At 65.1% G+C, this 26893-nt stretch carries 28 protein-coding genes; 10 read left to right on the forward strand and 18 right to left on the reverse strand.

Annotation, left to right across the window (positions count from 1 at the left end; all coding sequences use genetic code 11):
- On the forward strand, positions 1-1273 hold a 1273-nt coding region (locus AAHM38_RS06055; RefSeq protein WP_342234282.1), incomplete at its 5' end, for a cytochrome c biogenesis protein DipZ.
- A gap of 253 nt (positions 1274-1526) precedes the next feature.
- Here AAHM38_RS06055 and AAHM38_RS06060 read toward each other — a convergent pair.
- From AAHM38_RS06060 to AAHM38_RS06105, 10 genes are all read right to left on the reverse strand, one after another.
- The gene (locus AAHM38_RS06060; RefSeq protein ID WP_004633335.1) at positions 1527-1787 is read right to left on the reverse strand and encodes a hypothetical protein; all 261 of its coding nucleotides are present in this window, start codon (positions 1785-1787) and stop codon (positions 1527-1529) included.
- A 24-nt stretch (positions 1788-1811) separates the two neighbouring features.
- Positions 1812-2273, reverse strand: coding sequence for a hotdog family protein (locus tag AAHM38_RS06065; protein WP_012761118.1), 462 nt, complete (start codon positions 2271-2273; stop codon positions 1812-1814).
- Positions 2270-3073, reverse strand: coding sequence for a beta-ketoacyl synthase chain length factor (locus tag AAHM38_RS06070; RefSeq protein WP_116575841.1), 804 nt, complete (start codon positions 3071-3073; stop codon positions 2270-2272). Before AAHM38_RS06070 ends, AAHM38_RS06065 begins: the two co-directional genes overlap by 4 nt.
- Positions 3070-4287 (reverse strand): beta-ketoacyl-[acyl-carrier-protein] synthase family protein, encoded by a 1218-nt coding sequence (locus AAHM38_RS06075; protein WP_116575842.1) that lies wholly within the window; start codon positions 4285-4287, stop codon positions 3070-3072. Before AAHM38_RS06075 ends, AAHM38_RS06070 begins: the two co-directional genes overlap by 4 nt.
- Positions 4288-4360: 73 nt before the next feature.
- Entirely contained in the window at positions 4361-5224 is an 864-nt protein-coding gene (locus AAHM38_RS06080) for a polysaccharide deacetylase family protein (protein WP_116575843.1), read from the reverse strand.
- Positions 5221-7641: an MMPL family transporter gene (locus AAHM38_RS06085; RefSeq protein WP_116575844.1), complete on the reverse strand. Its 2421-nt coding sequence runs from the start codon at positions 7639-7641 to the stop codon at positions 5221-5223. Before AAHM38_RS06085 ends, AAHM38_RS06080 begins: the two co-directional genes overlap by 4 nt.
- A 13-nt stretch (positions 7642-7654) precedes the next feature.
- Positions 7655-8251: a LolA family protein gene (locus AAHM38_RS06090; RefSeq protein ID WP_012761123.1), complete on the reverse strand. Its 597-nt coding sequence runs from the start codon at positions 8249-8251 to the stop codon at positions 7655-7657.
- The gene (locus AAHM38_RS06095) at positions 8248-9210 is read right to left on the reverse strand and encodes an LpxL/LpxP family acyltransferase (RefSeq protein WP_012761124.1); all 963 of its coding nucleotides are present in this window, start codon (positions 9208-9210) and stop codon (positions 8248-8250) included. Before AAHM38_RS06095 ends, AAHM38_RS06090 begins: the two co-directional genes overlap by 4 nt.
- Positions 9207-10904, reverse strand: a complete 1698-nt coding sequence (locus tag AAHM38_RS06100) for an AMP-binding protein (RefSeq protein ID WP_116575845.1) — start codon at positions 10902-10904, stop codon at positions 9207-9209. Before AAHM38_RS06100 ends, AAHM38_RS06095 begins: the two co-directional genes overlap by 4 nt.
- A gap of 25 nt (positions 10905-10929) precedes the next feature.
- On the reverse strand, positions 10930-11604 hold the full coding sequence (locus AAHM38_RS06105; protein ID WP_116575846.1) for a COG4648 family protein: 675 nt from the start codon (positions 11602-11604) through the stop codon (positions 10930-10932).
- Between the two features lie 412 nt (positions 11605-12016).
- Here AAHM38_RS06105 and AAHM38_RS06110 point away from each other — a divergent pair, with 412 nt between their 5' ends.
- Together AAHM38_RS06110 and AAHM38_RS06115 are read left to right on the forward strand one after the other, a co-directional pair.
- Entirely contained in the window at positions 12017-12277 is a 261-nt protein-coding gene (locus AAHM38_RS06110; RefSeq protein ID WP_065859639.1) for a phosphopantetheine-binding protein, read from the forward strand.
- A 54-nt stretch (positions 12278-12331) separates the two neighbouring features.
- Positions 12332-13102, forward strand: a complete 771-nt coding sequence (locus tag AAHM38_RS06115; RefSeq protein ID WP_037027631.1) for a glycosyltransferase family 2 protein — start codon at positions 12332-12334, stop codon at positions 13100-13102.
- Positions 13103-13118: 16 nt separating this feature from the next.
- Here the strand turns inward: AAHM38_RS06115 and AAHM38_RS06120 are convergent, their stop codons facing one another.
- The 4 genes from AAHM38_RS06120 to AAHM38_RS06135 are packed head-to-tail and all read right to left on the reverse strand — an operon-like array spanning position 13119 to position 14525.
- Positions 13119-13478 carry a TetR family transcriptional regulator C-terminal domain-containing protein gene (locus AAHM38_RS06120; RefSeq protein ID WP_257019854.1) on the reverse strand — a complete coding sequence of 120 codons (360 nt, stop codon included), beginning with the start codon at positions 13476-13478 and terminating at the stop codon, positions 13119-13121.
- 39 nt (positions 13479-13517) lie between these two features.
- Positions 13518-13625 (reverse strand): TetR family transcriptional regulator, encoded by a 108-nt coding sequence (locus AAHM38_RS06125; RefSeq protein WP_116575848.1) that lies wholly within the window; start codon positions 13623-13625, stop codon positions 13518-13520.
- Positions 13626-13675: 50 nt separating this feature from the next.
- The gene (locus AAHM38_RS06130) at positions 13676-14089 is read right to left on the reverse strand and encodes a DUF6691 family protein (protein ID WP_012761132.1); all 414 of its coding nucleotides are present in this window, start codon (positions 14087-14089) and stop codon (positions 13676-13678) included.
- A gap of 1 nt (position 14090) precedes the next feature.
- Positions 14091-14525: a YeeE/YedE family protein gene (locus AAHM38_RS06135; protein WP_116575849.1), complete on the reverse strand. Its 435-nt coding sequence runs from the start codon at positions 14523-14525 to the stop codon at positions 14091-14093.
- Positions 14526-14857: 332 nt separating this feature from the next.
- Between AAHM38_RS06135 and AAHM38_RS06140 the strand changes: the two genes are divergently transcribed.
- Together AAHM38_RS06140 and AAHM38_RS06145 are read left to right on the forward strand one after the other, a co-directional pair.
- Positions 14858-15829: an alpha/beta hydrolase gene (locus AAHM38_RS06140; RefSeq protein ID WP_116575850.1), complete on the forward strand. Its 972-nt coding sequence runs from the start codon at positions 14858-14860 to the stop codon at positions 15827-15829.
- A 58-nt stretch (positions 15830-15887) separates the two neighbouring features.
- Positions 15888-16682, forward strand: a complete 795-nt coding sequence (locus AAHM38_RS06145) for a hypothetical protein (RefSeq protein ID WP_116575851.1) — start codon at positions 15888-15890, stop codon at positions 16680-16682.
- A 19-nt stretch (positions 16683-16701) separates the two neighbouring features.
- On the opposite strand, the gene AAHM38_RS06150 is transcribed toward AAHM38_RS06145, so the two are convergent.
- On the reverse strand, positions 16702-17211 hold the full coding sequence (locus AAHM38_RS06150) for a gluconokinase (RefSeq protein ID WP_065859648.1): 510 nt from the start codon (positions 17209-17211) through the stop codon (positions 16702-16704).
- A 232-nt stretch (positions 17212-17443) separates the two neighbouring features.
- Between AAHM38_RS06150 and AAHM38_RS06155 the strand changes: the two genes are divergently transcribed.
- From AAHM38_RS06155 to AAHM38_RS06175, 5 genes are all read left to right on the forward strand, one after another.
- Positions 17444-19159, forward strand: coding sequence for an AMP-binding protein (locus AAHM38_RS06155; protein ID WP_116575852.1), 1716 nt, complete (start codon positions 17444-17446; stop codon positions 19157-19159).
- 701 nt (positions 19160-19860) lie between these two features.
- Positions 19861-21147: a hypothetical protein gene (locus AAHM38_RS06160; protein WP_116575853.1), complete on the forward strand. Its 1287-nt coding sequence runs from the start codon at positions 19861-19863 to the stop codon at positions 21145-21147.
- A gap of 123 nt (positions 21148-21270) precedes the next feature.
- On the forward strand, positions 21271-21705 hold the full coding sequence (locus tag AAHM38_RS06165; protein WP_065859091.1) for a hypothetical protein: 435 nt from the start codon (positions 21271-21273) through the stop codon (positions 21703-21705).
- A gap of 16 nt (positions 21706-21721) precedes the next feature.
- Positions 21722-22405, forward strand: coding sequence for a C39 family peptidase (locus AAHM38_RS06170; RefSeq protein ID WP_116575854.1), 684 nt, complete (start codon positions 21722-21724; stop codon positions 22403-22405).
- A gap of 43 nt (positions 22406-22448) precedes the next feature.
- Positions 22449-22982: a hypothetical protein gene (locus tag AAHM38_RS06175; RefSeq protein WP_065859093.1), complete on the forward strand. Its 534-nt coding sequence runs from the start codon at positions 22449-22451 to the stop codon at positions 22980-22982.
- Between the two features lie 5 nt (positions 22983-22987).
- On the opposite strand, the gene AAHM38_RS06180 is transcribed toward AAHM38_RS06175, so the two are convergent.
- The 3 genes from AAHM38_RS06180 to ilvA all read right to left on the reverse strand — a co-directional run bounded on the left by AAHM38_RS06180 (position 22988) and on the right by ilvA (position 26879).
- A complete protein-coding gene (locus tag AAHM38_RS06180; RefSeq protein WP_116575855.1) occupies positions 22988-24298 on the reverse strand; it encodes a transporter in 1311 nt (436 codons plus the stop codon).
- Between the two features lie 224 nt (positions 24299-24522).
- A complete protein-coding gene (gene queF, locus AAHM38_RS06185; RefSeq protein ID WP_012761142.1) occupies positions 24523-25359 on the reverse strand; it encodes an NADPH-dependent 7-cyano-7-deazaguanine reductase QueF in 837 nt (278 codons plus the stop codon).
- Positions 25359-26879: a threonine ammonia-lyase, biosynthetic gene (gene ilvA / locus AAHM38_RS06190; protein WP_012761143.1), complete on the reverse strand. Its 1521-nt coding sequence runs from the start codon at positions 26877-26879 to the stop codon at positions 25359-25361. The genes queF and ilvA overlap by 1 nt, the downstream gene beginning before the upstream one ends.
- Positions 26880-26893 lie beyond the last annotated feature (14 nt).

Consider the following 26893-nt stretch of genomic DNA (forward strand, 5'->3'; position numbering starts at 1 on the left):
GGTGGGGATGGCCTCCACTTTTACAGCGGTCGGAACACTTGGCGCTGCGGCAGGCAGTTGGGCAGTAGAAGCCAACGAGTACGGCCGAATCGCTGCAACCGCGTTGCTAGGGCTCATGGGAGCTGCGATGGTCTTTCCTCGCCTAGCTGAACGTCTCACACGCCCCCTGGTCTCTGTTGGCTTGGATCTGTCCAATGCCGCCAATGCACATACTGCAATGGCCGGGAACTGTGTGCTCCCCTCCTTTATTCGGGGGGTCGCGACGGGGCTTCTATGGGCGCCATGTGCCGGTCCGATACTTGGATTAATTCTTACTGGCGCTGTTCTTCAAGGGCCAAACGTCAAAACCTCTCTGTTGCTGTTAGCGTACGGCGCTGGCGCCGTGAGTTCTCTTGCACTGGTTCTCCTGACCGGCCACAGGATTTTTGCCGCCATGAAGCGCTCCCTCGGCATTAGCGAGTGGTTTCGAAAAGGTCTAGGGATCACAGTGCTTTCTGGCGCGGTCGTAGTCATGACCGGCGTAGACACAGGGTGGCTTGCTCAAGTTTCATCGGGCAGCGTCGAAGCGTCGGTTGAAAGAATGCTGCTCCAACATTTCGCTCCAAGGCAGACCGGGAAAATGCCTATCGTTGACGGGCAACAGCAGGCAAAAAGGAATGCACCCGGAGGTCGTCTCATCCTTGTACAGGCGCAGCAGAATCGACAACCCCTGAATTTGCCAGTTGAGGGGCTTTTTCCACCGTTGACTGGCGCCGTTGACTGGTTGAACTCACCTCCGCTCACGGTTGAGGCGTTGCGCGGCAAGGTGGTGCTGGTGAATTTCTGGACCTTCGGTTGTATCAATTGCCGCAACGTCCTGCCCTATGTGCGCGAATGGGACCGGAAATACAAGGACCAGGGACTTGTTGTCGTGAGTGTTCATGCCCCCGAGTTTGCGTACGAAAAGAACATCGAGAACGTAAAGCGTGCCGCAAGCGAACTTGGCGCGACCTTCCCCATAGCGATCGATAACCGATTTGAGATATGGAAAGCCTTCAACAATAACTACTGGCCGGCCAATTATTTTATTGATTCCCAGGGGCGCATTCGCTTCCATCATTTCGGTGAAGGCGAGTACGAAAAGTCAGAGCGTGTGATTCAGCAACTCCTCAAGGAGGCGCGAGTCGGAAATCGACCGGTACCCATGACCGAGACCACGCTTGAAAAGCTGAACGCTGCTTTGGCGCTCCAACGCGCGGGAGATTTCGTTGCGGCTGGAGGTGGCGCTGGATGACGAGCAGTAGTGGTCAGTCCGGCTCGGTTTAGCAACATGCCTGGCGCATACAGATAACGAAATTTGATCCCCTTGTGTTTGACAGAGTCTGCGGAGTTGTTCGTAGTTTGTTATTAAATCAATGGGTTATTGGAGATTCCACAGTGGGTGGTTCCTAACCTTTTTGAATCCGTCTCACCACATAACAAAAACCCGGCAGTCCGCCAAGGACGCCGGGTTTTTGTTGCCTGCAGCGCGCAGACCTGCCGCCGCTCTAGTCACTCTCGCAAGGTTTCTTGAAGACATGCTTCACCCCGCATTTGGTTGCATGCGCCGCGTTTTTCACGCCATGCCCGACTGCTCGTGCGGCGTTGGCCGTCGCATGCCCGGCTTCCTTCGCGGCATGACCGGTTTTTCGGGCGGCTTCCTTCGTGTCCTGCTTGATGTTCTCCTTGGTCTCGGACAAGTCGGCATGGGCCAGGGGGCTGAGCAGCGCCACCAGCAACGCGGGGATCAACAGCAGACGACCATTCACGGCGGGAATCCTCACAAAACAGGTTCATGCAACGGTCGCGTCGAGCACCACGGCGGCGCGACCGGTCAACAGGATGCGTGCGCCACTGCGCACGGTAAAGCGGTACAGCACGTTGATGCCGTCGCCGCCGATGCGTTCGGCTTCGACGTCGAGCGGCGTCTCGATTGTGTCGAGGCGCGGTACGTGTGCCTCAATGCTGCGCACACTGGCGAGAAAGCCGGCGCGCGGACGTGCTTGCGCAGCATCGCACAGGGCGCCATGCACGGCCATCGCCTGAGCGGCGTATTCGATGCCACAGACGGCGGCCAATTGACCGTGCGAACGCAGCGGGTTGGCAATGTCACGATGGCTCGTGGCGCTGCAATAGATGTGTGCTTCGTCCCAGGCGATGACAGCGTCGAGCAGACACATCGCGCCGCTGTGCGGAATGCGTGCCGCAATCCAGTCGCGATCGAGCGGCGGGGTTGGCTGCGCGCTGGACGTCATGTCGTGCCGAGAGTGATGTCGACCTGCACGCGGGTTTCTGCCAAATACTCCAGCACCACCCGGCCTTGGCGCCCTTCGGCCAACGCTTCTAGCAGCGGCAGCGCGCGGGCTGCGGCGTTGCCGTGCCACAGCGTTTCGAGCCCGGGTTGTGCCAACGCCGTTAGCGGCGCGTCGGTCAGCGCAACGTCAATGCGCGCGAGCGTGCGCGGGCCGGCTTCGGGCGCGAGCACCAGCGCCACTGCAAACAGATCGGGCACGGCGCGCACCGCGTTCAGCGGTTCCGGGTAGTCGCCGTCATAGGCGATCAGCAGCGTTGGCGTGGCGTCAATTGCGACCTGGCAGAGGCTGTCCAGCAGGCCGGCGGCAAAGCTGCCGTCGTACGCGCACAGCACGTTGGACGGTGCCATCGCGTGCGTGGCGATGCTCCAGTAGCCGGCTGGCGCGTTGTGCACGGAGTTGTGAAAACGCGTAGGTGAGAGCTTGCGGTCGTCCCCCGCCAGGGTTTCACAGATGGCGTTGCAGTTATGGCCGTCGCCGCCGGACGAACTGAAGACCGTGGCCAGCGTAGCGGCATCGCGTCCGCTGGCAGCGACAGCCTCGTGGCCGACTGCCAGGGCGAGCTTGACCACCGGCCCCGTGCGGCGGCGTTCGGCCGACGGCAGGCCGGCTGGCGGCGGCAACTCGGTCGGTGCGTGTGCGTAGCGCGCACGGCCGGCAAGCACGTCTGTCGTATGCGACCAATCCGGCAGACCGGGCCCGAGGATGCCGACGCTCTCGATGAAGGCGCTGAGTCGGGTCATGACGACAGGCCCAGGTGATCTGCGCGGCCGAAGACCAGGCTGCAATTCGTGCCGCCAAATCCGAAGGCGTTGCTGAGTGCCGTGCGAACGCGGGCGTGGCCGCGCTCCGTCAGATAGTTGGCGATGAGCGCCGGGTCCGGTTGCGTGGTGTTGATGCCGGCAGGCAGAAATTGATGGCGCAGCGCCAGTGCTGTGATCACGGCTTCCAAAGCTCCGGCCGCGCCCAGCGTGTGGCCGGTCGCGCCCTTGGTCGAACTGCACGCCGTGCTGTGGAACAGCGCCTGGATGGCGCGGGACTCCGCTGCGTCATTGCTGGGTGTGCCGGTGCCGTGCAGGTTGATGTAGTCGATGTCCGCCGTGCTCAGGCCGCTGGTAGCGAGCGCTTGCGCCATGGCAGCGCGTGCCCCCAGCCCTTCGGGGTGCGGCGACGACATGTGATGCGCATCGCTCGATTCGCCAATGCCGAGCAGCAGGATGGCATCGTCGTCCAGCGCGTCGTTTGCCTCGGGGGCACGCTCCAGCAGCGCAAAGGCGGCGGCCTCGCCGATGGAGATGCCGTCACGCGCCACGTCGTACGGCCGGCACGGTTGCCGCGACAGCAGCTCCAGCGAGTTGAACCCGTACAGCGCCGTCAGGCACAGCGAATCGACACCACCAACCACCGCCGCATCGATCAGCCCCGCAGTCAGCATGCGCCGCGCCGAGGCAAACACCTTGGCCCCCGACGAACACGCCGACGAGATCGCCATGGCCGGCCCGCTCAACCCGAAGTACGCGCGCACAAATGCGGCTGGAGAATAGATATTGTGCGTCTGCGCGTAGTGAAAGCTGGCCGGCAGCGCGCCCGTTTGCGGATCGCGCTGCTGGTAGGCGCGTTCCGTTTCGAGAATGCCCGACGTGCTGGTGCCGATGAACACGCCGACGCGCGCGGCGCCATGGCGGACTTTGGCGGCTTCAACGCTTTCGGCAAAGCCGTCCTGTGTCAGCCCGATCTGGGCGAGCCGATTGTTGCGGCAGTCGAAATCGGCCAGGTCTGCGCGTACGGGCGCGGCATCGGCGCCAGGCACTTCGCCGATCCACGTGTCGAGATCGGCGCGCGGGAAGGTGCACGGCGCGAGGCCGCCCCGTTGCCCGCGCAACGCGTCGAGCGTGGCGTCAAGGCCACGTCCGAGGCAGCTCGTGGCGGTGAAATGCGTGAGCAGGACGGGCTTCACTGGGGGCGATGTCGCGGCGATGGTGGGGTGGGATGGTTCGGCAGACTGGCGTGCCGATCGTTAACAAATTTTATCAAATGGCCATTTGCGGGCGCGCGGGCTGCGCCGGCTGGGCCGGGAGGGCAGCGCGCAACGTCGTGCACTGCAATTGCGCGCGCGCGGCGGTTTCGAGCACCTTCGGCAATACGGTCAGCAGGACGGGGTCGCCGTGTGCATCGCCCGCCGCATGGCCGTCGTGGAGCAGCAGGATGTCTTGCGGCGCCAGACCGTGCAGCAGGCGTTGGGTGACGGCTTCGGGATTGCGCGAGCGGGTATCGAAGCCGCGGCGCGTCCAGCTCGCCAGTTGCAGGCCAAGCTGGCACAGCACGGGCTCCAGAAACGGGTTGCGCAGTCCGGCCGGCGCGCGGAAGAACAGCGGCCGCGTGCCGGTGATTTGCGTGAGCGTGTCCTGTGCGGCAGCAATCTCGCGCCGCAACGCGCCTGGCCCCTGCAGCGAGAACGTATGCCGGTGGCGCTGACTGTGGTTTTCCACCGCGTGCCCGCGCGCGACGATGGCCTCGACGCAGCGCGGGTGCCGCTGCGCCAATTCGCCGATGCAGAAGAAGGTGGCTTTAGCACCGTACTGGTCCAGTATGTCCAGCACGCGCGGCGTGACATCGGGGTCAGGGCCGTCGTCGATGGTCAACGCGATGTGCCGCTCCGCCGTGACGGGCAGACGTGTCCAGTTCGGGCCGAGCCAGCTGCTGCGCGGCCACAGACCGCCGGCCATCAGCACGAGATGGGAAGCGATGACGCTGCCGCCCGCCCACGGCCACGTCGACGGATCGGCCGCAACGGCAACGGCCGCAACGGCGTGCAGCGCCAGTGCGCCGTTGATCAGCGGGCTCGGCTTCCAGCGGCGCGCCGTGCCAAGCGGTGAGGTGGTCGGTGAATTCATGCGGCAGCGTGGTGATCGTGATGGGCGCGTGGCGCCAGGATGGCGGCAAACACCAGCGCGAGCATGGCGCCCGGGCCGACGGTCAGCCCGAAGGTTTCCAGCATCGGTACCCGCGAGAATGCCAGCAGGCCGAAGCCCGCCACGGTTGCCAGGTTGGCCACCAGCAGTGACACCAGCGTCTGCGGCGCAATGGCCTGCGACCGTTGATTGAAGAACAGCGCGTAGTTTGATCCTACCGCCACGATCAGCAGCATGCCGACAAGATGCAGGATGGTCAGCGGCACGCGTGCCAGCGCAAAGCCGGCCGTCACCACCAGCACCGCCGCCACCAAGGGCGCCAACGCGCGCAGTGTCCGCTGCGGTGAGTGCAGCGCCACGAGCAGCAGCAACGCGATCGCCGCAAAACCGGCGAGTGACAGGCGGAGGTCTTCCCGCACGTAGTCCACGTACAGCCGATCGGCTTCGGCCTTCATGTCGACGAAGAGCGCGCCGGGCACGTTCGCATGCTCGACGGCCGCGCGAATCGGCGCAGCATCGAGGCTGGGCGGATTGGACGCGTTCTTCGTGGTGGCCGGCGCGGCTGATGGTGCGCGCAATGGCAACATGGCGCTCCATTGGCCGGCGCGTTCGGTCAGCAGAGCTTCCACAGCCAATGCCATCGACGTGCCTTTTAGGTCTGTGCGCCGCAGCAGGGGCTGCGCGCGTGCCGCGTCCACATCGGCGATGAACGGGGCGAAGAGATCAGGCTTCACGCGGATCGGTTGATCTTCAACGGCGCTGCGCATGCGGGCGGCCAGTGCATCACCGGGGGGCAGGCTTGCCAGGCGCGCGCGCTGTGTGGCATCGCTCGGCAGGTAGCGTGCGGGGTTCTCGAAGCCGGCGAGCACGCCGTTGTCCACCAGTGGCTGCAATTGCGCGGCGACCTTTTCGGCGCCTTCAAGCGCGGCCTGTTCGGTTGCGGCCGGAATCACCACCAAATAGCGCACGTCGGGCGCCCCCACGTCTGCGCGCAGGCTGGCGTCGAGCGCCTGGCTTTTCGCGGGCACGGGGCTCAGCGCAGCGAGTTCGCGGCTCCACAGGCCATCGCGATGCAGCGCAAGCGCCGCACATGCACCCACGAGCACCATCGCCAACACCCAGCGCAGACGTGGCGCAGCATGCGTGGCCTGTGCGAGCCACGCCCCCACGCGCGACACATCCCGCGTCGCCACTTCCGCTCCACGCGGATGCGGCAGCACGTAGCGCGTGACAAGTGCCGCCGTCACCAACCCGACAATCGAATACAGCCCTAACTGCACGAGGCCCGGAAAGCCCGAGAACAGCATCGACGCAAAGCCGCACACCGAGGTCAGCACACCCAGGCGGATGGTCGGCCAGTACGTGGCAATCCATGCGCGCAGGCTGTCGTTGGGAGTGGCGCCGTGCAGGCGGGCGGATTGCACGAACAGGTAGATCGAATAGTCGACCGCCTCGCCGATGAGCGTGGTGCCGAAGCCGAGCGTGAGCCCGTGCACCGCGCCAAACGTGAGGCTGACCGCTGCCACGCCAGCCGCCACGCCGGACAGCACCGGCAGCAACCCCAGCACCACCGTACGCGGCGAGCGGTACACCGTGAGCAGCAGCGCCACCACCAGCACGAGGCTGACGGCGGAAAGCCGCTCGACGTCGTGCTTGATGGTGTCGCGCGATTCGACGGAGAACACGCCCGGGCCGGTCATCAGGATGCGCGTTGACGCGGCGTTTGGCACTGCGCGCGCAACCGCATCGAACGCGCCGCGCACGGCATCAATGGCATGCGCCTGTGCGTCGGTGTCGGAGCCTGCGGCCGTTGTCTGCACGACCAGCACGGCACGCTGGCCATCGCGCGACGCCCACACGCCGTGCTTCGACGACGGCAGCGCGGTGTTGTCGAGCTGGCTGACGATTGCCGCCACCTCGCCAGTCGGGTCACGCGGCAGCATGTTCTTGGCGACGAGCCCTGCCGATGAACTCAACAGATCGAGGCTTTCACCTAGCGCCGCATGTAGCCCTTCGGCGGAAAAGCGCTGCGGCGTGACCGCGGGGCTCAGCACGTAGCGGTGGTCGAAGATGAACTGCCGGTCGCGCGCTTCGCTCACGGGCTCACCGTTGTTGACGGCGTTGAATTGCGTGTCGGTACGCAGCCTCGCAGCGAGCTGCTTTGACAGCGTTGCACGGGTGGCCGCGTCACCACCCTCGATGCCGACGAGGATGAGCCGCGACACCAGCCCCTCGCGCAACTGGTCGACCAGCACGCGCTGCTCCGCACTCGGCGATCGCGGCAGAAACGCCGACAAGTCCGCCGTAAAACTGGTACGTCCGATCACGACCGCGCACAGCAGCAGGCCAGTCAACCAGACCAGCACCGCAGGGCGACGCAGGGCGTGCAAGCGTTTCATGTGCGCGCCATCCTTAGTTGCCGGGCACGCGTTGCAGGCGCATCAGCGAATGATCGCCGTCGGCCTGGCGGATGGCGACGCTGCGCAGCACATCGCGCGTGCCCTCCAGCGTGATGGTGCGCACCACTTGCTGCATGCGCGTGTCGATGGGCGAAAGGGTGAGCGTCCAGTCATCGCCGTGGCCCGCGATGGCGACCTTGTAGATCGCTTCGAGCGCGTAGCGGTTACCGGCCAGCGTCGCGCGGATGCTCTCGATAAAGGCGCCCAGCTCGGGGTACTGCGACAGCGGCATCGTGAACTTGCGCTGATTGCGCTCCACGGTCAGCTTGTCACCGTCGATGACGAGATGCTCGGGCTTCGGCGCCAGGGTGTGCTTTTCCAGATGATCGGGCGCGACGAACACCAACTCGCCGGACGATTCGATGGGCTGGGCCGCGATCGACAGCGTCTTTGTTTCCGTGAACGTGGCGCGCCCCGATTTGTTGCGGGCGAGCGTGGACATCAGGCGGTCGAGTGTCCAGGCGGTATCCGCAGCGTGAGCGGTCGCGCCCAGCATGCTGGCCGCGAGCAAGGCCAGGAAGGCGCGGAAGAATGGGCGCGTTGCAGTCATGGCGTTTGCGTGGTCTGGTGGTCGGCGGGGGTGTGATCCGGCGCCCCGGCCGCGTCGGCATCCTGCCAGAAGTCGAAGTAATTGAACCAGTTGTACGGTGCGGTGCGGCAGTAATGTTCAACGCGTTCCACATAGCGGCCGAGCGCGGCTTGCACGGCGGCGGCGCGATCTTCGCGGCGCACATCGGCGAAATCCGCCAACAGATCGAAATGCACGGCGTAGCGGTTGCCGCCCAGGTGCAGCCCCGTCATGAACAGCACGGGGCGTTTGAGCATGGCGGCCATGTGCAGCGGCCCCAACGGAAACGCCGCCGGGCTGCCGAGAAAATCCATGTGCCGGACTGACGGCCCCGCATCGCGCAACAGCGTGCGATCGGCCAGCATGCCGACGAGCCGGTTGTCATCCAGCGCTTCGCGCACCCGCAGCATGGCGTCTACCTGGCCCAGCGGAATCACCTCAGGCGCCGCGGCCGGGTTGATGGCGGCAACGGCCGCGTTGATGTTTCGCGCGTTCTCTTCGTACATGGCGACAGCCACGCGTAGATCCGGCACCGTCCGGCCGAGCGCGCGTACCACCTCGAAACTGCCCAGGTGCGCGCCCAGCAGGAACGCGCCGCGCCCCTGCGCCAGCACGTTGTGCACGTGCTGTTGGCCCTGCAACTGGATGTCGAACAGACCGAAGCGCCCGCTGATCAGGTAGATGCGGTCATGAATGGTCGTGGCGAACGTGAGCATGTGGCGGAACACCTCGCGCAGCGTTGCAGGGCGGCCGAACGCGCGGCGCAGATACTCACGCGAAGCACGCCGCGCCGCTGGCGAGGCTGCCACGAAATACAACGCAATCAGGCGCAGCAGGACCCGGCCAAACGGCCGCCCGAGCCGCAGCGAGAGCCACGTCATCAGGCGCAGCAGCGCGAGGTTGCTGCGCTCCGGCCGCTCGGCCCAGTCGGAGCGCTTCATGCGGCAACGCCCTCCGGTGCCGGGGCAGACAGCACGCCGCTGGCCACTTCACGTTCGCCCGCGCGGATTGTGAAGCGCACGGCATTGCTTGCCGTCGTCTCGAACGCGAGATCGAGCACTTCCCCGGGTGCCGCAGGACTGAGAAACTTGGCCGAGTTGATCTTGCACGCATCAAGCGAGCGGCCCTGCGCCGCACCGATCGTGTGAAGCGCATGGTCGAGCAGCACCACGCCCGGCACGATCGGATGGCCAGGAAAGTGCCCCGGCAGCGCGGGGTGATCAGCGGGAATCGTGAAGCGCATGCCGTGCTTGTGTGCGTTGCGGTGCGAATGCTGCGCGATCAGCGCGGCCAGCACATCGCGCGCCAGTTTGCCGGTTTCGTTGCGCGGCAGCGCGTCCACCAGCAGCAGCGGACGCGGCATAAACGCTGCGTCGATGCGGTCGTGCAGGGCACGCAGCACATCCGCCGCGCTGAGGCCCGGCGCCACAACCAGCGCCACCAGGCGCGTGACTGCCGCGCTGCCGTGCTTGTGCGGGGCGGCGGGCGCATCGTTCGGCATGTAGAACACGCCGTCCACCACACCGGCAATCGCGTTGAGTTGATGGTTCAGATACGCCAGCGACGACCGCTTGCCTGCAATGTTGATCAGATCGGCCTTGCGCCCGTGCAGGAGAAAGTGCGTGTCGTCGATCAGTTCGATCGCGTCACCCATCGGTACCGGGGTTTCGACGTGTTCGCCATAGACCCACACCGTCGGGCCTTCGTCTTCCGGCGTGCCGGCGCGCGATTCCATGCGAACGCCGGGGTATAGGTGCCACGCGGTTTCCTGCGCGGTGCGGCGCGTCGCAATCTGGCCGGTTTCGGTGCTGCCGTAAATCTCCAGGAGCGGCGCGGACAGGCGCGTCTCGGCTTCCCGCGCCAGCGCTTCCGACAGCGGCGCAGTGGCCGACAGCACGAGCGATGCGCTCGGCAAGGCGGCCTCCGATGCCAGCAGCGCTCGCAGATGCACCGGCGAGGTCACCAGCACGCGCGGCTGCGGCACCGCCTCCAGCGCCTCGCGAATGTCCGCCGGATAGAACGGCTGCCGGCTGCTGAACGCCAGACCGCCTTGCAGGGCCAGCAGCACCGTCACTTCAAAGCCGTACATGTGCTGCGCCGGCACGGTGCCGACCAGCGTGAACGCGCGCCCGTCGCCCAGGCCGAGATGGTCGACGGCCGTGCGCATGCAGCGCACCAGCGCGCCCCACGTCTTGCGATGCGGCACCGGCGTGCCCGTCGATCCGGACGTAAACAGCACCGCCATGATTTGCGAGGCGTCGATCTGCGGCACGTCGATGGGCGCGGTGTCGGCATCCAACGCATCGGGATAACAAAAGCCCGGCAGGTCGACGGGGCAGGCCGCCGCGTCGTGCAGGCAGAACACATCCGGCGCGAATGCCGAAAGCTGACGCACCATCTGCGGCGTCTGCATGGGCGGCAGCAGGCTGATCTTGCCGGCCACCAGCGTCGCGCACAGGCCGACGGCAAAGCGGTAGCGGTCTGCGCAGGCATTGAATACGTGGGCGCCTGGCGGCAGCATCGGGGCCAGCGCCATCACATCGGCCAGGAACGCGCGTGCGGAGACGGGCGTACCGTCACGCCAGGCGAGCGTGCGGTCGAGTGTTGAATGGGAGACCAGCGGGTAAGTCGGCATGAAGCGAATCTTGAAGCGTGCGGGTTCAGCGGGGGCGCTCTGTGGCGATGGGCGTTGCGTGCCCGGATTGTTCCGATTGTCGATACGCGCGCACTGCATCGAACAGGCTGGAGCGCGGCTCGCCGCGCAGCACGATGCGGCGGCAGAGGTATTCCGCCACGAACATCACGCCCACCAACGGCAGCGAAAGGTAGTTGGCAAACGTCGACCACGCGACAGTCGATGCCGTGGCAAACAGCAGCGTGGATACGGCGGCGGTCGCCAGGAAAAACAGGGTCCACGCCAGCGTGACTTGCCGCGAGTAACGCGCAATGCGCGGCGTCAGCGTGCCGTGCACCATGTGAGCAAAGTGCGTGCACAGCGGCTCGCGCCCCGCCACCAGCGTGCGGCCGAACACGTAGGCCATCATCAGGTTGAAGCTTGCATGCTCGAGGTACAGGCCCCAGTCAAAATGCGCTGCCAGCGGCGCGCGCGCCCTCCACAGCACTGAGCAGACGAGCAACCACAGCGGCAACAGCCATGCACGATGCGTGGTACGTGTGGCCGCCACCAGCGCGATTGCCAACGGCGGTAACAGCGCCATTGCCAGGCCCACGCCATGCGCGCCCGGCGTGGCCGCTGCGTAATGCGCACCGACCTGATACGCCACGATCGCACCCACGCCCGCCGCGCCTCGCGCAAAGCTGGTCAGTCGGTGCATGGCAGGGCAAGGTGCGGGGAGCGGCGCTGCATGGTTGTCGTAGGGGCGTGCACGGCAGTTTCATCATAGGGCGGGGCACATTCTAGGGCCCCGAGCCTGTCTCGCCCGATCCGGCGGCGGCGTGTTTGTAACCGGATGTACGCGCTCGGCCGGCCGTGCGACGGCGCCCCTTGCCGCTTTGTGGCGCCACACAAGCCGTTGAATCGTTTGCGTCACTTCGTGAAAGCGCCGCGATATGCGGTGTTTGTCACGGTTTCGCGCTATACGGGGTGTACCCCTTCGTCTAGAATCCGCCTAGCTTAAACGACCCCCTTCACAGGCTGGGCTGGACAAGGCAGGGGCTTCGCGCAAGGAGAACGTCGTTGGCTCTGGCCGCAATTCCCGCCCCATGCCGCCTGTGGTTGCAAGACCGATGAACGACCTGGAAAAAGAGCTCGCCGCACTCATGATCGGCGAACTGAATCTCGAAGACATGCAACTCGATGCCCTGACGGCGGACACACCGCTGTATGGCGAAGGGTTCGGTCTCGATTCCATCGATATCCTCGAAGTTGCGCTGCTGATCTCCAAGAAATTCGGTTTTGAGCTGCGCTCCGGCAATCCCGACAACCAGAAGATCTTCGCCTCGCTGGGCTCGCTCGCGGCCTACGTGGCAGAACACCGCACGCGATAGGCTCGCGCCAGCGCCCGACGCATTCCGCTTTCAACGTTTGGCCGGACCGACGCCATGCCGATGACCGGCGCTTCCACTTCGCACCTCGTTCTGATTCCAAGCTACAACCCTGGCCCCAAGGTTGACGACACCGTGCGCAGTGCGCGCGCACAGTGGAACCCGGTCTGGGTGGTGGTGGACGGCAGTACCGACGGCAGCACCGAACGCTTGCAGGCCATGGCCGCGCAAGACCCGGGGCTGCGGGTGATCGTGCTGCCGCGCAATCGCGGCAAGGGCGTGGCCGTACTGGCTGGTCTGGAGGCCGCTGCGGCAGCAGGCTTTACCTACGTGCTGACCATGGACGCCGATGGGCAGCATCCTGCCAACCTGATCCCCGAATTCATGGCTGCCTCGCAGGCGGCGCCCGACGCGATGATCCTCGGCCAGCCGGTGTTCGACGCAACGGCGCCGCAGATGCGTGTGCAGGGCCGGCGCCTGTCCAATGGCTGCGCGGACATCGAGACCCTGTGGGCTGGAATTGGCGATACGCTGTTCGGCTTTCGCGTTTATCCAATTGCACCGCTGGCCGAGATCATGCGCCGGCAGAGCTGGATGCGCGGTTTCGATTTCGACCCGGAAGCGGCAGTGCGCCTGTGCTGGGCCGGCGTACGTCCGATCCGGCTGGCGGCGCCGGTGCGTTACTTCCGCCCGAACGAGGGCGGCGTGTCGCATTTCCGGTATCTGCGTGACAACATCCTGCTGATCGCGATGCATCTGCGCTTGGCGGCTGAGGGCTTGCTGCGCTTGCCCTCGATGATCGCGCGACGCCTGCAGCGCGGTTGGTAGTCCGCGGCAGGCGGATTCAGACCGCTTCCGTGGCGGCCCTGGCCTGGTGCAGCAGGGTTTCTGCGGCGTGCCAGGCCTGTGACGCGGCAGACGGATCGCCAATCGCGCGGGCGTCGGCCGTGAAGCCCGCGAGCAGCATCACGTACACCCCGGCAAGCCGGCGCGCCGTGTTGGCGGGCACCACATCATTGAGCAGCGTTTCCATCATTGCGAGCAGATCGTCGCGGTAGAGCACCGCCACGTCGGTGACCTCGGGGCAGGTGTCGCCAAACTCCGCCAGCGCGTGCTCGAACAGGCAGCCCGCGAACTCTGGAGTGCGGAACCACGTGCCGTACCGGTCGAAGATGCCCTTGAGGCGGGTGGTGGCGTCAGGCATGGGGCCGAGCTTCCCGGCAATGCTGCCCACGACGAAGCTCTAGCGTTGCTCCAGCACTTCCTTGATCAGATCTTCCTTGCCGGCAAAGTGCCGGTACAACGTCATACGCGCGACGTCGGACTCGTCGATGAGCTTGCGCAGCGTCATGTTGTCCTCTGTAGGTGGGTTATCGGTTTGTATGCGGCACTGCCGCCAGCCTAGCGCTTGCGTTGCAGCCAACTGAAGACAGCCATGCCCGCCAGCATGGCGGCGACAAAACCGACAGCCTTTGGCACGCCCGCGCCCAGCGCCACCAATGCCGGCCCCGGGCAGAAACCTGCCAGCCCCCAACCGATGCCGAACACGGCGCTGCCGAGCACGAGCCGCGCGGTCACGCCTGTTGCCGAAGGCAATTGGATCGGCGTGCCAAGCCACGAGCGGCCGCGCCGACCCGCCACAAAGAAGGCGATCACGCCAACGGCAATCGCTCCGGCCATCACGAATGCCAATGAAGGATCCCATTGGCCGAACAGATCGAGAAAGCCGAGCACCTTGGCCGGATTGGCCATGCCCGACACGATGAGCCCCGTCCCAAACAGCAGGCCCGCGACGAGTGCGATCACGATGGCCATGTCAGCCTCCAAACACGTGCCGCACCACGAACACGGTGACGATGCCGGCAGTCATGAAGGAGAGGGTGGCCACCAGCGAGCGCACCGAGCCGCGCGACAACCCGCACACGCCGTGGCCGCTTGTGCAGCCGCCTGCGTAGCGTGTTCCGATGCCGACCAGGAACCCAGCCGCCAGCACCTCACCCCAACCGGCGGCGATCTCCGGAACCACGGGGTGGCCAAGCAGTGCGGCAACCACTGGCGCCCCCATCAGGCCGATCAGGAACGCGATGCGCCAGTCCATATCGCCGCGCGGGCGCAGCAGCAGCCCGCCGACGATGCCGCTGATGCCGGCAATGCGGCCGGTGCCCAGCACCAGCACGGCCGCCGCCAGCCCGATGATCAGGCCGCCGACGAGCGCCGCGTCTGGAGTGAAATGTGTGAAGTCGATCGACATGTGAAGCAGGGGGAACAATCTAGGTTCGAATAATATATAAATTTATAGATTGTTTGTCATGTGCCGAGGCAAGGAAGCGCCAGGCGCGGTGCCCGGCGCGATGGAGGCGAGGCCTCAAAACCGGACGACATAGCACGTGCTCAACGCGTGGAGAGGCAAGACAATGCGGCAGTGCCCGGCGCCCTGGCTGCGATGCCTTGAGTAGGCTTGATGCTGCGGTTTCGCAGACGGCGTTGCCCGATGGGGACACTCGCCGTTCAAACAGGGTGCGAACCGATTGTCTGGGTAGCGCTTCCTCGCTAGGCTGGGACTTTGCAGCGGAGGGTTGCGCGATGAGCTGGCAGAACTGGATCGTCTCTAGGATGGTGCGCAACCAGATCAAGAAGCCGACCGAGCGGGAGCCCTTCGACCCCATCGCCACGCGCCTGCATGCCGAGAAGCGCAAGATGCCTTCGCCGGTGGAATTGCCGCCGGATTGGCGTATCGTCCCGGCCTCTGGAGCCAACGGCGATGGCCTCACCGGCGAATGGATCGAACCCGCTGATCGAGACCTGTATGACGACGCGCCCGTCGTCCTGTATCTGCATGGCGGCGGCTATTTTTTCTGCAGCCCCCGCACACATCGCCCGATCACCATTGGGCTTGCCACACATGCGCGTGCCCGCGTGTGCGTCCCGGACTACCGGCTGGCACCTGAGCACCCGTTTCCCGCGCCGGTCGAAGATGCGCTGTTGACGTACCGCACGCTGCTGGCACAGGGCGTGGCCCCATCGCGCATTGTGGTGGCCGGCGATTCCGCGGGCGGCGGGCTGGCGTTGGCGCTGCTGGTGGCCTTGCGTGATGCGGCAGACCCGCTGCCGGCGGGCGCGGTGCTGTATTCGCCGTGGACGGATCTTGCCGCCACCGGCCAAAGCCTGATCGAAAACGATGAATCCGACGTGATGTTTCGCGGAGCCTGGATGGCGCACGGTGCGGCGTTGTACCTGGGCGACTCTGGGGCGCCGACGGACCATCCGCTCGCCTCGCCGCTGTATGCCGATTTCACGGGGCTGCCGACGCTGCACTGCTATGTCAGCACCAGCGAAGTGCTGCGCGACGACACCCTCCGAATGGCCGAGCGTGCGCGGGCGGCTGGGGTATCCGTTTCGGTAGAAATGGGGCGGCGGCTTCCGCACGTGTGGCCGATCTTCTATCCTTTCCTTCCAGAGGCGCGTGTAGCGCTCAAACGATCGGGCGAGCAGATCAGGCGACTGGTTGCCGCCCGGCACGAGAACCGAGAACCGGTGGCACTGACGCCGGCATGACCGGACCGGCGGCGCCCCTTGCGTAGCCCGGTCGGGATGCGCAAACGGGGAGCCCAGCATGCGTCGGGTGGTGGTATTGGGTGTGGTGCTGGCCGTGGCGGCCGGCGCCTGGCAGTGGAGCCGGCTGCATCGGCTGAGGCTGGCCGATGTGCGTTTTGCTCCGATCGAAAATGTTCTTGCCGCGACCGGGGTCGCGGGCGCCCCTGCGCGCAATGCCAACAAATCCCACTGGCTCAAGGCCTGCGACCAGGCGCTGGGCCCGATGCGCGTGGAGGTGCGCGCCACCGAAACGCCGCTGTCCTTTTCCAACGACCGCTCGGTCGAGCAACTGACAGCCGAGGCGCCGCCGTACGACCGCTCAGCGCGCGTGCTCGGCAAAACCTATGCGACGCTCGTGGCGCGATTCGACGTCACCAGCCGCTACATGGCCATCGCGACGCAGCCGGCCACGACCTGCCTGCGGCCGTCCATTTCGGTGGAACTGGTGCTGAGCAACTTCAGGGTGACGGTGGCGCGTGAATTTGCGCCGGGCACTTGCGCCTACAACGCGATCCGCGAGCATGAGCTGCGGCACGTCGCTGTGAACCGCGCGGTGCTGCCGCACGCCGCCGAGATGATTCGCAAGGAAATCGAGAGCGAATACGGCGGCCGGCTTTACTTTGGCGATCCGGACCGCATTGCCGCAGATTTGCAGGCAGCGCTCACGCGCCATTGGCTCCCGCGCGCGCAATCACTGATCGAGCTGGGCTTGCAGGCGCACGAGCAGATCGATACGCCGCGTGAACAGGATCGCATGAGCCGCGTGTGCAACGGCGAGGTGCAGGCTGTGTTGCAGCAACTCACGCGCGGCTAGCGCGTGACCGCGTGCGAATTCACGCGGCCGGGCGGTGCGCGGCGCGGGCCTGCAGTTGGGCGACAGCTTGGTCGACGATGGCCTCGGGCGGCAGGGCAATGTCGACGACGATGGCGTCGGCGGGCTCTTCGAGCGTCTCGAACTGGCTGCGCAGCAGGTTCGGGTTGAAGAAGTGATCTTTCCGGGCGGCAAGGCGGCCTTGCAGCAGATCGAAATCGCCCTTCAGGTAGACAAATTCAGCGTTGCCGGCGGGGCCGCGCAGCACATCGCGGTAACGCTGTTTGAGAGCGGAGCAGGCAACCACCAGCGATTGCCCGTTGCTCGTCTTGTCGTCCATGTAGGCGCGGATGGATTCTAGCCAGGGTTTGCGATCGTCATCGTTCAGGGGGATGCCGGCGTGCATCTTGGCGCGGTTGGCTTCGGAGTGAAACTCGTCGCCATCACGGAACGCGCAGCCCAGTCGCTCGGCGATCTTCTGGCCCACCGTGGATTTGCCGCAACCCGAAACACCCATCACTACTACGATCATCGTCGATCCCTACGTGCAAGAAAGCCCAAAACGTCAGGCCGGCATGTTAGCGCGTTGGCGAGCGCGCCCGCCGATTTTTGCTGCTGCAGCGCAGCAATTGTTCCGCGTCATTGTTCGTCTGGGAACGGATTGCCAAATGCGTCAAGCTGCGTCAAATTGCGAGCGACGCAGTGGTGACAAATCATTCAGAACAAGGCCCCAAAAAGGCCAACGTTGATTGGAGGAGATACCCATGGCTGGTGAGGTTTTCGACGCGCGCCCGCGCAACGGTGCATCGTATGTGGTGGGCGATACGGCCGTGCCGCTGGTGCATCTCACGGTCTCGGCGTTGCTGGCGGATACCGTGCGACGCTGCCGCGACGACGAGGCCGTCGTGTTCCGCGAACAGAACGTGCGCTGGACGTGGCGTGCCTTTGCCGAGCAGGTCGATGCGCTTGCCGCCGGGTTACACGCGCTCGGGCTGGGGCGGGGCGACCGCATCGGCATCTGGTCGCCCAACCGCGTGGAATGGGTGCTTACACAGTTCGCGACGGCGCGCCTGGGGCTTATCCTCGTCAACATCAATCCGGCGTATCGGCTGTCGGAGCTGGAATACGCCCTCAACAAGGTCGGCTGCAAGGCCATTGTGGCGGCCGAGGCGTTCAAGACCTCGCGCTACCTGGAAATGCTGCAGACGCTGGCGCCGGAACTGGCGTCTGCGCAGCCCGGCGCTCTGAACGCGGCCAAGCTGCCGGCCTTGCGCTGGGTCATCCGGATGGGCGAGGCCCATACGCCGGGCATGCTCAACTTTGCCGACGTGATTGCGCGTGGAAAAAGCGTACCCGTTGATGCGCTGGATGCCATCACGGCCACGCTGTCGCCCGACGATGCCATCAACATCCAATTCACCAGCGGCACGACGGGCGCACCCAAGGGCGCCACGCTCACGCACGTCAACGTCGTCAACAACGCGCGCTTCGTTGCCATGGCGATGAACCTGCAAGAGGGCGATCGACTGTGTATTCCGGTGCCGCTGTATCACTGCTTCGGCATGGTCATGTCGGTGCTGACCTGCACGGCGACCGGCGCATGCATGGTGTTTCCGGGCGAAGCGTTCGACCCGCTGGCCACGCTACGCACGGTGGCGGAGGAGCGCTGCACGCAGCTGCACGGTGTGCCGACGATGTTCATTGCGCAGCTCGATCATCCGGACTTCAAGCGCTTTGACGTATCGACGCTGCGCGGCGGCATCATGGCCGGATCGCCGTGCCCGATCGAGGTGATGAAGCGCGTGGTGTCGGAACTGAATCTGCGCGAAGTCACCATCGCGTATGGCATGACCGAGACGAGCCCCGTGTCCTTCCAGAGCGCCGTGACCGATCCGCTCGACAAGCGCGTCACAACCGTTGGCCGCATCCAGCCGCATCTGCAGGTCAAGCTCGTTGATGGCGCGGGAGAGGTAGTGCCGGTAGGGGAGAAGGGCGAACTGTGCACCAAGGGCTATTCGGTCATGCTTGGCTACTGGGACGACGAGGCCAAGACCGCCGAATCGATCCAGGACGGCTGGATGCGCACGGGCGATCTGGCAACGTTCGATGCCGAGGGCTACTGCAACATCGTCGGTCGCGTGAAGGACATGCTGATCCGCGGCGGCGAGAACGTTTACCCGCGCGAAATCGAAGAGTTTCTCTTCCGGCACCCGAAGGTGCAGGCAGTCAACGTATTTGGCGTGCCCGACCCGAAGTACGGTGAAGAGGTCTGTGCGTGGATCGTGCTCAAGCCCGGCCAGCAGGCCACGGAAGACGAGATCCGCGCGTTCTGCCAGGGCCAGATCGCGCACTACAAGATTCCGCGCTACATCCGCTTCGTTACCGAGATGCCGATGACGGTGACGGGCAAGGTGCAGAAGTTCGTCATGCGCGATCGCATGATCGAAGAACTCAAGCTGACAGTGGCCGCCACTGCCTGAATCGAGCTTGCAGTTTCGCGGTTGAAATGCGATCGGGTTGCGCGCGGCTTTTCGTTGCCATGAAGGTGCGTGCCGCGCGCCGTTTCGTTCTCCTGCCCGGGCAGGCCGCGAGGAAAAAACCGAGACACGTTTCCCGCATGCGTCTTGCCGATAGGGGGCGCTCGCAGTCAAGCCTCCACGCAAGACGCCATGTTTGCGGTCCGCACATCATCGAGGTGCGCCACGCGACGCGACGTGCGCCACGGGATGCTCGACCCCCGGGGCCCACCGCCCACGCAATGTGAGCGACGATGCCCCGATGTATCACGCCTGAAACATCCATCCGATCGCTTGTCTGAAACGCCTTTGCCGTGCGTATGCGCGCGCGGGGTTTGCGTCTTGGGGCGGACGTCATGCAAGGCGTGGCTGCCAGGCGTTCCACGGCGATGTATCAGCGCTGCAACAGAAAGGGCCAAAACCCGCTGCCGAAAATGGACGTCTCGACACGATCGCGCGGCGCTGCGTGCACCTCTAGACGCCGGTCTCGCTGAATCTTCCGCGTTTTCAATCACTTAGAACAGCCGCGTAAAGCGTGCCCGGAAGTTGGCACCGATTATGCAAACGAGCCGCCCCGGGGTGGGTCATGTTTTTCCCACAGGCAGAGCGCGCCGGCCTTACTGGCTGCGTTTCCAGCCGTCCCTCTTACCTTTATGGAGTGCGTTATGAAGAAGACCTTACTGGCCACCGCGATCGCCATGGGATTAGGGGTCTCTGGCGTTGCATTGGCCGATATCGGGAATACGGCGTCCGGCTCGGGTAACAAGACCCAGACCAACACGTCGACCATCAACAGAACCAGCACGGAGACGACGACAAGCACCGCAACGACCACGACGACCACGGCAACCGACAACTCGAATCAGCACAACAACCAAAGCCAGGGCAGCAACCGCGACAACAGCGGCTGGGCCAGCGCTGAAGGCTATGGCACCGCTGCCGCCAACAACGGTGGCGTAGCGACCGCAACATTCACCAACTCCTTCAACACCAGCAAGGCGATTGCCGTCTCCAAGCTGGAAGGCACCGTCACTAACATCAGCGTATCTGGCATCGGCAATGTCGCTACCAACAATGGCGGCACCGCCAATGGCGGCGCCGGTGGGCGTGGCGGCTACGGCTACGGCGGCACAGGCTCTGGCGGCAACGGCGGCGCAGGCGGTGCCGGCGGTGGCGGCGGCGCAGGCGGCAGCTCGGGCAGCGTCACGCATGGCAGCGCAACCAACGGTGGCGCGACGGCCGGCAATGGCGGCAATGGCGGCAATGCCGGTGGGAACGCCGGCGGTGGCGGTAACGGCGGCAGCTCCGGCACGCTGTCAGCGAGCCTGGGCGCAGGGCTGGGCGGCCTGGCAGGCAGCACCAGTGCGGCCGGCGGCGGCGCTGGAGGCAGCGGCGGTGGTGCCGGTGGCTCCGATGGCGGTGACGCCAACCGCCATAACGGCTCAGGCTCGGCAACGGGCGGCGCTGCAGCCGCAGCCGGCGGAAATGGCGCGGCGGGCGGCACCGGCACCAGTGGCACCGCTACCGCCTCGGGTGGCGCCGGCACTGGCACGAGCACGGCCACTGGCACCAGCACGGGTGGCGCAGGCGCGGCCGGCGGGGCGTCTACCAACGTGGCCGGCACTGGTGGTGCAGGCGGTACTTCCACGAATGGCAGCGCGACCAATGGAGCAGCATCGTCCACGGCCGGCAATGGCGCTGTGGGCGCAGTCGGCGCGGCCGGCGGCGCAGGTGGTGTTGGTAATGGTGGCGTCGGCAATGGTGCGGTGGGTGGCACGGGCGGTGCAGGTGGCACGGTTGTGGTGGACGCAGGTACGTTCAACATGTCCAACGCCATGACCAGCGTCGGCCAGTCTGCAGCAGGCGTGATGGTGGCGAACCAGAACAGCGGCTTCGCCTCTCTCATCCAGCAAAGCATCAACGTGCAGGCCAACCTGAATGTGGGCAAATAGCCCGGTACGGGCATGAGCGGGGAAGCGCCGCGGCGCGAGCGATGAAGCTTCGCGCATGACGGTGGATGGGGCCGGACTGCTTCGGCGGTCCGGCCTGCAGTTGGAGCGTGTAGGAGACATTCGATGCGATCCGACAGAAGAACCACAGCAGGATGGGCGGCATGGTGGTTGGCATGCGGCCTGGCAGTGTGGCCAGCGGCAGCAGCGATGGCGGCGGACGACGTGCCGATCGCAGACGGTGCGCAGGTCGCCAACACGGAAGCGGTGCGTCCCCCGGTCGCCGCGGCCGTGTCGGTGCCTGGGTTCGGTCATGCGGTGGGGGCGGATCGGCTCGACAGCTATCGCGGCGGCACGCAGGACCTCTACCAGACCGTCAATGACGCACGCTTGTCGGGCACTGTGAGCGAGAACGCCGCCATAAACGTGGCGACGGGGTCGAACATTGTGCGCGACGGCTCGTTCGCCAACGCAAGCGGGATCCCCACGGTCATCCAGAACAGCGGAGCGAACGTGTTGATCCAGAACGCCACCATCGTCAACGTGCAGTTCCGGCCTTGAGTTTGCAAGGGGCGGAATGATGCGCAAGACGTTGGGTGCAGTGCTGATGGCGCTGGCGTGCGGGCCTGCGTGGGCGGGCGCGATCGACATGCTCGGCACGGGCGGCGGCACTTATGCCGTGCCGGTGACGAGCATGAAGGCCGCGCGCTACCTGCGTACCGTGCATCAGCGTTTCGACTTCAGTTGCGGGTCGGCCGCGGTGGCGACGCTGCTCACGTATCAGTACGGTTATCCGGTGACCGAGCAGACCGTGTTCCAGGCCATGTACGAGCATGGCAACCAGGAGAAGATCCGGCGAGAAGGCTTTTCGCTGCTCGATATCAAACGCTATCTAGCATCGCTTGGTTTCGAGGCGGATGGTTTCGAGCAGCCGCTGGATGCATTGAAGGACGCCCACTTGCCGGCCATCGTGCTGTTGACCGAGAACGGCTATCACCACTTCGTGGTGGTCAAGGGCGTGCAGGAAGGGCGTGTGCTGGTGGGCGATCCGGCCATGGGCACGCGCGCGATACCGCGTGCAAATTTCGAGAGCATGTGGGACAACCATTTGCTGTTCGTCGTCCACAACCGCGAGGCGGGGGCGACGTTCAACGCTTCATCGGACTGGCGCGTGGCACCGCGTGCGCCGCTGGAAGAAGGCATGGACCGCAGTGGCCTTGGAACCATCGTGGTTCCCAAGCATGGTCCGTCCGACTTTTGAGCGTCGTGTGCGCGATGGTGCGGTAGTCCGGCAGGAGGGCATCATGAAGCGGTTTGGCAAGGTAGCGTGGGCCGGGTGGTTCGTGCTGGCTGCGGCCGGGCATGCCTGCGCGTCCAGCATTGACGGCACGGACAACAACCCCGTCCATGCCTGGAAGGCCGTGTCCGAAGACAAGCTCGACGACATGCGCGGCGGGTTTGATGTGCCCTCGCTCGCGGGGTTGCACATTTCGTTCGGTATCGACCGTGCGGTCTTCATCAACGGCGATCTGGTGGCGAGCGCATCAGTCAATATCCCCGATGTAGCGCGCATGACCGCCACGCAGGCGCAGCAACTGGCCTCCGTGGTCAACACGGTGAACCTCGTGCAGAACGGGCCCAACAATGTTGCGCCACCCGAAGTCACCGCGGGTGCGGCAGCGGCGGCTACGGTCATCCAGAACAGCCTGAACAATCAGACGCTGCAGGCAGTGACGACCATCAATGCAGCGGTCAATAGCCTGCCGCAGTTTCGTCAGCTGAATCTCTCCAACGTGCTGCAGGGCGCGCTGGCCAACGTCGCCACCCTGCTGCACTGAGCTAGCTAGAACTGGATCGGCAGTCGAAGCGTGACGGTCAGGTCCGGCGTGTCGCGCGTCAGGCCTGCGCCCACAGACAGGTTCAGCGTCATCTTGGGCGAGATCCGGTACGAATAGCCGACCAGCAGCGTGCCGAGAATGGTTCGCACCGAGCCCGGTACGCGCTCACCGTTCTGCTTGGTCGGCGCGATGATGCTCTGGTCGTAGCCGATGGAGAACGACGCCTTCTCATTCAGCGCCAGGCCCATGCCGAAGTTCAGGCCGATGATGTCGCCGGCCTTCACGTTGCCCAGGAACTGCTTCGAGCCGTCCACCAGGTTCAGGCTCACGTCCTTGCGCTCGAAGTTGTGCAGGTAGCTGATGCTGCCGAAGAACACCGCCGGATCCGTCGGGAACAACCACGTCAGCCCCGGCTGCACGGCGAAGAAGCCCGAGCCCGTCGGTTGCTGCAAGGGCAGGCCGGTGCCCGTGGTATTGCTCACGCAGCGCGTCACGCAATCGGTGGTGACCTCAAACGGATCCTTGCCGGTGCGTGTCTTGAAGCGCAGCCAGCCGATGTAGAACGGCTTGTCGACGCCGCCCGCATTGAGTTGGTAGCGCGCGGTCAGCTCCACATCGCCGATGCCGTGCCCGTGCGAGCTGAAGGCACGGTCGGTCGCCGTGCCGGTAAACAATTCGCTGCTGACGGTGTCGCTCGAGCTGTAGACATAGGGCACGCGCGCTTCCAGTTCCCAGCGTCGCGCCAGGCCGTAGCGCACCGCTACTGTGCCGGTCAGCGTGGTGGTCTTGACCTGCCGTACGTCGATCAGCCCGATCAGCAGCGCGGGGATGATGGTGTAGCCCACGAGCGCCACGCGGTCCGACGACGAATAGGCCATCTGCAAAGACGGCTCGACGACCACCTTGCCCGGCGGAGTCAGGGCGCTGGGCTCGTCGAAGATCTGCGCAATGCGTGGTGGCCGGTCAGGAGGCTCCGGCGGTTTGCCGACCGGCGTGGTGCCGGTCTCGTCGTTCTGTGCAATTTGCGATGCCTCGCCCGCCACGCCGGGAGCGCCGGCTCCGCGCACCGTGTCGAGGCGCCCCTCGCTCATGCCGAGTGCCCGCCGCATGTGCCGCAGATGCGCTTCCTGTTGCTGGATCGAGCGCTTGAGCTCCTGCAGGCGCGCCTGCGTATCGGCAAGCTCGCGCTGCAGCGATTCCAGGCTGGGTGGCTTGTCGTCCACCGGCTCGTTGGTCTGTGCTAGTGCCGACCTGCCGCATAGCAGCAGGCATGCGCACGCAACCGCACGAAGCGGCCCCCATGGTGCGTTCTTCATGGCGATATCCCCGTCGAGAGTGCCCTGTCCACGAAAAGCGGATGGGCCCTTCACGATTTCCCCCGGGTGGCGTACTGCGGATACCACTATAGGCGAGTGGGCGTGAAACGATAGGGCATTGGCGTCCACAAAATGGACGAGGCCGAAATGCCCGTTTGGGGGATCGCTCAGGCAAGAAAAAAGGCGCCCGAAGGCGCCTTGCGTGTTTTGCCCGGCGTCAGCGCTTACTGACGTGCATTGCGCAAGTTGTCCGGCCACGGTGTGTTGTAGTTTGTGCGGAACGGATTGATGTCCAGCCCGCCGCGACGTGTGTAGCGCGCATACACGGCCAGCTTGACCGGGTGGCACTGGCGGAGGATGTCGGTAAAGATCCGCTCCACACACTGCTCGTGAAATTCATTGTGTTCGCGGAATGAGATCAGATACTTCAGCAGTGCTTCCTGGTTGATCGGCGCGCCCACGTAGCGGATCTGCACGCTGCCCCAGTCCGGCTGACCCGTCACCAGGCAATTGGACTTCAGCAGGTGCGACACCAGCGTTTCTTCGACCGGGCTTTCTTCCTCATCGGCATGTAGCAGCTCGGGCGTGGGCTGGTAGACATCTGTTTCGATGTCCAGGCGGTCGAGCAGCAGGCCATCGAGTTCGCCCATCTTCTGCCGCGCGAACTCTTCCTGCGTGACGATGCGCACCTGCACCGGCGCACCGCATGCCTCAGACAGATCGTGGTGAATCAGCTGCTGCAGCGCTTCGTGCGACGCCACCTTCGTCTGGTTGAACGAATTCAGATACAGCTTGAACGACTTCGATTCAACGATGTTGGGCGAATCCGCCGGCACGATCACGGTGCCCAGCGCCACCTGCGGCTTGCCCCGCAGGTTCAGCCACGACAACTCGTACAGGTTCCAGAGGTCCACGCCGAAGAAGGGCAGCGGCGTGCCGGCCGCGAGGCCGATTTCGTCGCGCTTGCCCTGGCGCGGAATCGGAAACAGCAGGCTCGGGTCGTATTCCGTCTTGTAGGCGGACGTCTTGCCCAGCGGCGAATGTTCGGGTTGGTTGCTCATCACAAAAACAGACTGTAGACGGGGTTCTCGCTTTCGTCCCAATAGGTATAGCCCAGCGTGGCGAGGAACGCCTTGAACTCGCGTTTCTCGTTCTTCGGCACCTGGATGCCGACGAGGATGTTGCTCGAATCCGCGCCCTGATTCCGGTAGTGGAACAGGCTGATGTTCCAGTTCGGGCTCATGCTCGAGAGAAACTTCATCAGCGCACCGGGCCGCTCGGGAAACTCGAAGCGGTAGAGATGCTCGTTTTCCGCCAGCGGCGAGCGGCCGCCCACCATGTAGCGGATGTGCTGTTTGGCCAGTTCGTCGTTCGACAGGTCCAGCGTGGGGAAACCGTGCTTGCGGAAGTTCTCGGCAATCTTGTCGCCCTCTGCGCGCGATGCAATTTGCACGCCCACGAAGATATGCGCAGCGTCCTTGCTCGCAATGCGGTAGTTGAACTCCGTCACGTTGCGCGACCAGCCGACCAGTTCGCAGAAGCGCTTGAAGCTGCCGCGCTCTTCGGGAATCGTCACGGCAAACACGGCTTCGCGCGCCTCGCCCACTTCGGCGCGCTCGGCCACGAAGCGCAGGCGGTCGAAGTTCATGTTCGCGCCGCTGGCCACGGCCACGAGCGATTCGTTCTTCAGCTTGTGCGTCTCGGCATACTGCTTGAGGCCGGCCAGCGCCAGCGCGCCCGACGGCTCCAGCAAGCTGCGCGTGTCCTGGAACACGTCCTTGAGCGCCGCGCAGATGGCATCCGTATCCACGGTGATGATCTCGTCGACGAGTTCGCGCGTGATGCGGAAGGTCTCCTTGCCAACCAGCTTGACTGCCGTGCCGTCAGCAAACAGGCCCACCTCTTTCAGTTCGACGCGCTTGCCGGCGGCCACCGAGCGCGCCATCGCGTCGGAATCCACGCTTTGCACACCGATGACCTTGACGTCCGGCCGTACGGCCTTCACGTAGGCCGCAATGCCCGAGATCAGGCCGCCCCCGCCGATCGAGCAAAAGATTGCATGGATCGGCTGTGGATGCTGGCGCAGGATTTCCATGGCGATCGTGCCCTGGCCGGCAATCACTTCCGGGTCGTCGAACGGGTGCACGAAGGTGTAGCCGTGTTTTTCCTGCAGCTGGGCGGCGTGGTTGTACGCGTCGGAATAGCTTTCGCCGTGCAGCACGACCTCGACCCAATCGCCGCCGCGCGAGCGCACGCCGTCAATCTTCAGCTGCGGCGTCGTCACCGGCATGCAGATCACGGCCTTGCATTCCATGCGCGCCGCGCTGAACGCCACGCCCTGCGCGTGGTTGCCCGCCGATGCCGTGATTACCCCGCGCTTGCGCTCGGCCGGCGTGAGCGAGGCCATCTTGTTGTAGGCGCCGCGCAGCTTGAACGAGAACACCGGCTGGTCATCCTCGCGCTTGAGGTACACGCGGTTGCCGGTGCGCGCCGACAGGTTGGGCGCGAACTTCAGCTCGGTTTCGACCGCGACGTCATAGACCTTCGCAGTCAGGATTTTCTTGAGGTAATCGATGGCCATGGTGCGGACCGGGG

The organism is Ralstonia sp. OTU4908 (assembly GCF_038440115.1).
Lineage (GTDB): Bacteria > Pseudomonadota > Gammaproteobacteria > Burkholderiales > Burkholderiaceae > Ralstonia > Ralstonia pickettii.

What these genes read in the sequence shown, in the direction of transcription:
- AAHM38_RS06065 (WP_012761118.1), bottom strand. Translation starts at nt 2,273, where the DNA reads ATGACGTCCAGCGCGCAGCCAACCCCGCCGCTCGATCGCGACTGGATT.
- AAHM38_RS06070 (WP_116575841.1), bottom strand. Translation starts at nt 3,073, where the DNA reads ATGACCCGACTCAGCGCCTTCATCGAGAGCGTCGGCATCCTCGGGCCC.
- AAHM38_RS06080 (WP_116575843.1), bottom strand. Translation starts at nt 5,224, where the DNA reads ATGAATTCACCGACCACCTCACCGCTTGGCACGGCGCGCCGCTGGAAG.
- AAHM38_RS06085 (WP_116575844.1), bottom strand. Translation starts at nt 7,641, where the DNA reads ATGAAACGCTTGCACGCCCTGCGTCGCCCTGCGGTGCTGGTCTGGTTG.
- AAHM38_RS06090 (WP_012761123.1), bottom strand. Translation starts at nt 8,251, where the DNA reads ATGACTGCAACGCGCCCATTCTTCCGCGCCTTCCTGGCCTTGCTCGCG.
- AAHM38_RS06095 (WP_012761124.1), bottom strand. Translation starts at nt 9,210, where the DNA reads ATGAAGCGCTCCGACTGGGCCGAGCGGCCGGAGCGCAGCAACCTCGCG.
- AAHM38_RS06100 (WP_116575845.1), bottom strand. Translation starts at nt 10,904, where the DNA reads ATGCCGACTTACCCGCTGGTCTCCCATTCAACACTCGACCGCACGCTC.
- AAHM38_RS06105 (WP_116575846.1), bottom strand. Translation starts at nt 11,604, where the DNA reads ATGCACCGACTGACCAGCTTTGCGCGAGGCGCGGCGGGCGTGGGTGCG.
- AAHM38_RS06110 (WP_065859639.1), top strand. Translation starts at nt 12,017, where the DNA reads ATGAACGACCTGGAAAAAGAGCTCGCCGCACTCATGATCGGCGAACTG.
- AAHM38_RS06115 (WP_037027631.1), top strand. Translation starts at nt 12,332, where the DNA reads ATGCCGATGACCGGCGCTTCCACTTCGCACCTCGTTCTGATTCCAAGC.
- AAHM38_RS06120 (WP_257019854.1), bottom strand. Translation starts at nt 13,478, where the DNA reads ATGCCTGACGCCACCACCCGCCTCAAGGGCATCTTCGACCGGTACGGC.
- AAHM38_RS06125 (WP_116575848.1), bottom strand. Translation starts at nt 13,625, where the DNA reads ATGACGCTGCGCAAGCTCATCGACGAGTCCGACGTCGCGCGTATGACG.
- AAHM38_RS06130 (WP_012761132.1), bottom strand. Translation starts at nt 14,089, where the DNA reads ATGGCCATCGTGATCGCACTCGTCGCGGGCCTGCTGTTTGGGACGGGG.
- AAHM38_RS06135 (WP_116575849.1), bottom strand. Translation starts at nt 14,525, where the DNA reads ATGTCGATCGACTTCACACATTTCACTCCAGACGCGGCGCTCGTCGGC.
- AAHM38_RS06140 (WP_116575850.1), top strand. Translation starts at nt 14,858, where the DNA reads ATGAGCTGGCAGAACTGGATCGTCTCTAGGATGGTGCGCAACCAGATC.
- AAHM38_RS06145 (WP_116575851.1), top strand. Translation starts at nt 15,888, where the DNA reads ATGCGTCGGGTGGTGGTATTGGGTGTGGTGCTGGCCGTGGCGGCCGGC.
- AAHM38_RS06150 (WP_065859648.1), bottom strand. Translation starts at nt 17,211, where the DNA reads ATGATCGTAGTAGTGATGGGTGTTTCGGGTTGCGGCAAATCCACGGTG.
- AAHM38_RS06155 (WP_116575852.1), top strand. Translation starts at nt 17,444, where the DNA reads ATGGCTGGTGAGGTTTTCGACGCGCGCCCGCGCAACGGTGCATCGTAT.
- AAHM38_RS06160 (WP_116575853.1), top strand. Translation starts at nt 19,861, where the DNA reads ATGAAGAAGACCTTACTGGCCACCGCGATCGCCATGGGATTAGGGGTC.
- AAHM38_RS06165 (WP_065859091.1), top strand. Translation starts at nt 21,271, where the DNA reads ATGCGATCCGACAGAAGAACCACAGCAGGATGGGCGGCATGGTGGTTG.
- AAHM38_RS06170 (WP_116575854.1), top strand. Translation starts at nt 21,722, where the DNA reads ATGATGCGCAAGACGTTGGGTGCAGTGCTGATGGCGCTGGCGTGCGGG.
- AAHM38_RS06175 (WP_065859093.1), top strand. Translation starts at nt 22,449, where the DNA reads ATGAAGCGGTTTGGCAAGGTAGCGTGGGCCGGGTGGTTCGTGCTGGCT.
- AAHM38_RS06180 (WP_116575855.1), bottom strand. Translation starts at nt 24,298, where the DNA reads ATGAAGAACGCACCATGGGGGCCGCTTCGTGCGGTTGCGTGCGCATGC.
- queF (WP_012761142.1), bottom strand. Translation starts at nt 25,359, where the DNA reads ATGAGCAACCAACCCGAACATTCGCCGCTGGGCAAGACGTCCGCCTAC.
- ilvA (WP_012761143.1), bottom strand. Translation starts at nt 26,879, where the DNA reads ATGGCCATCGATTACCTCAAGAAAATCCTGACTGCGAAGGTCTATGAC.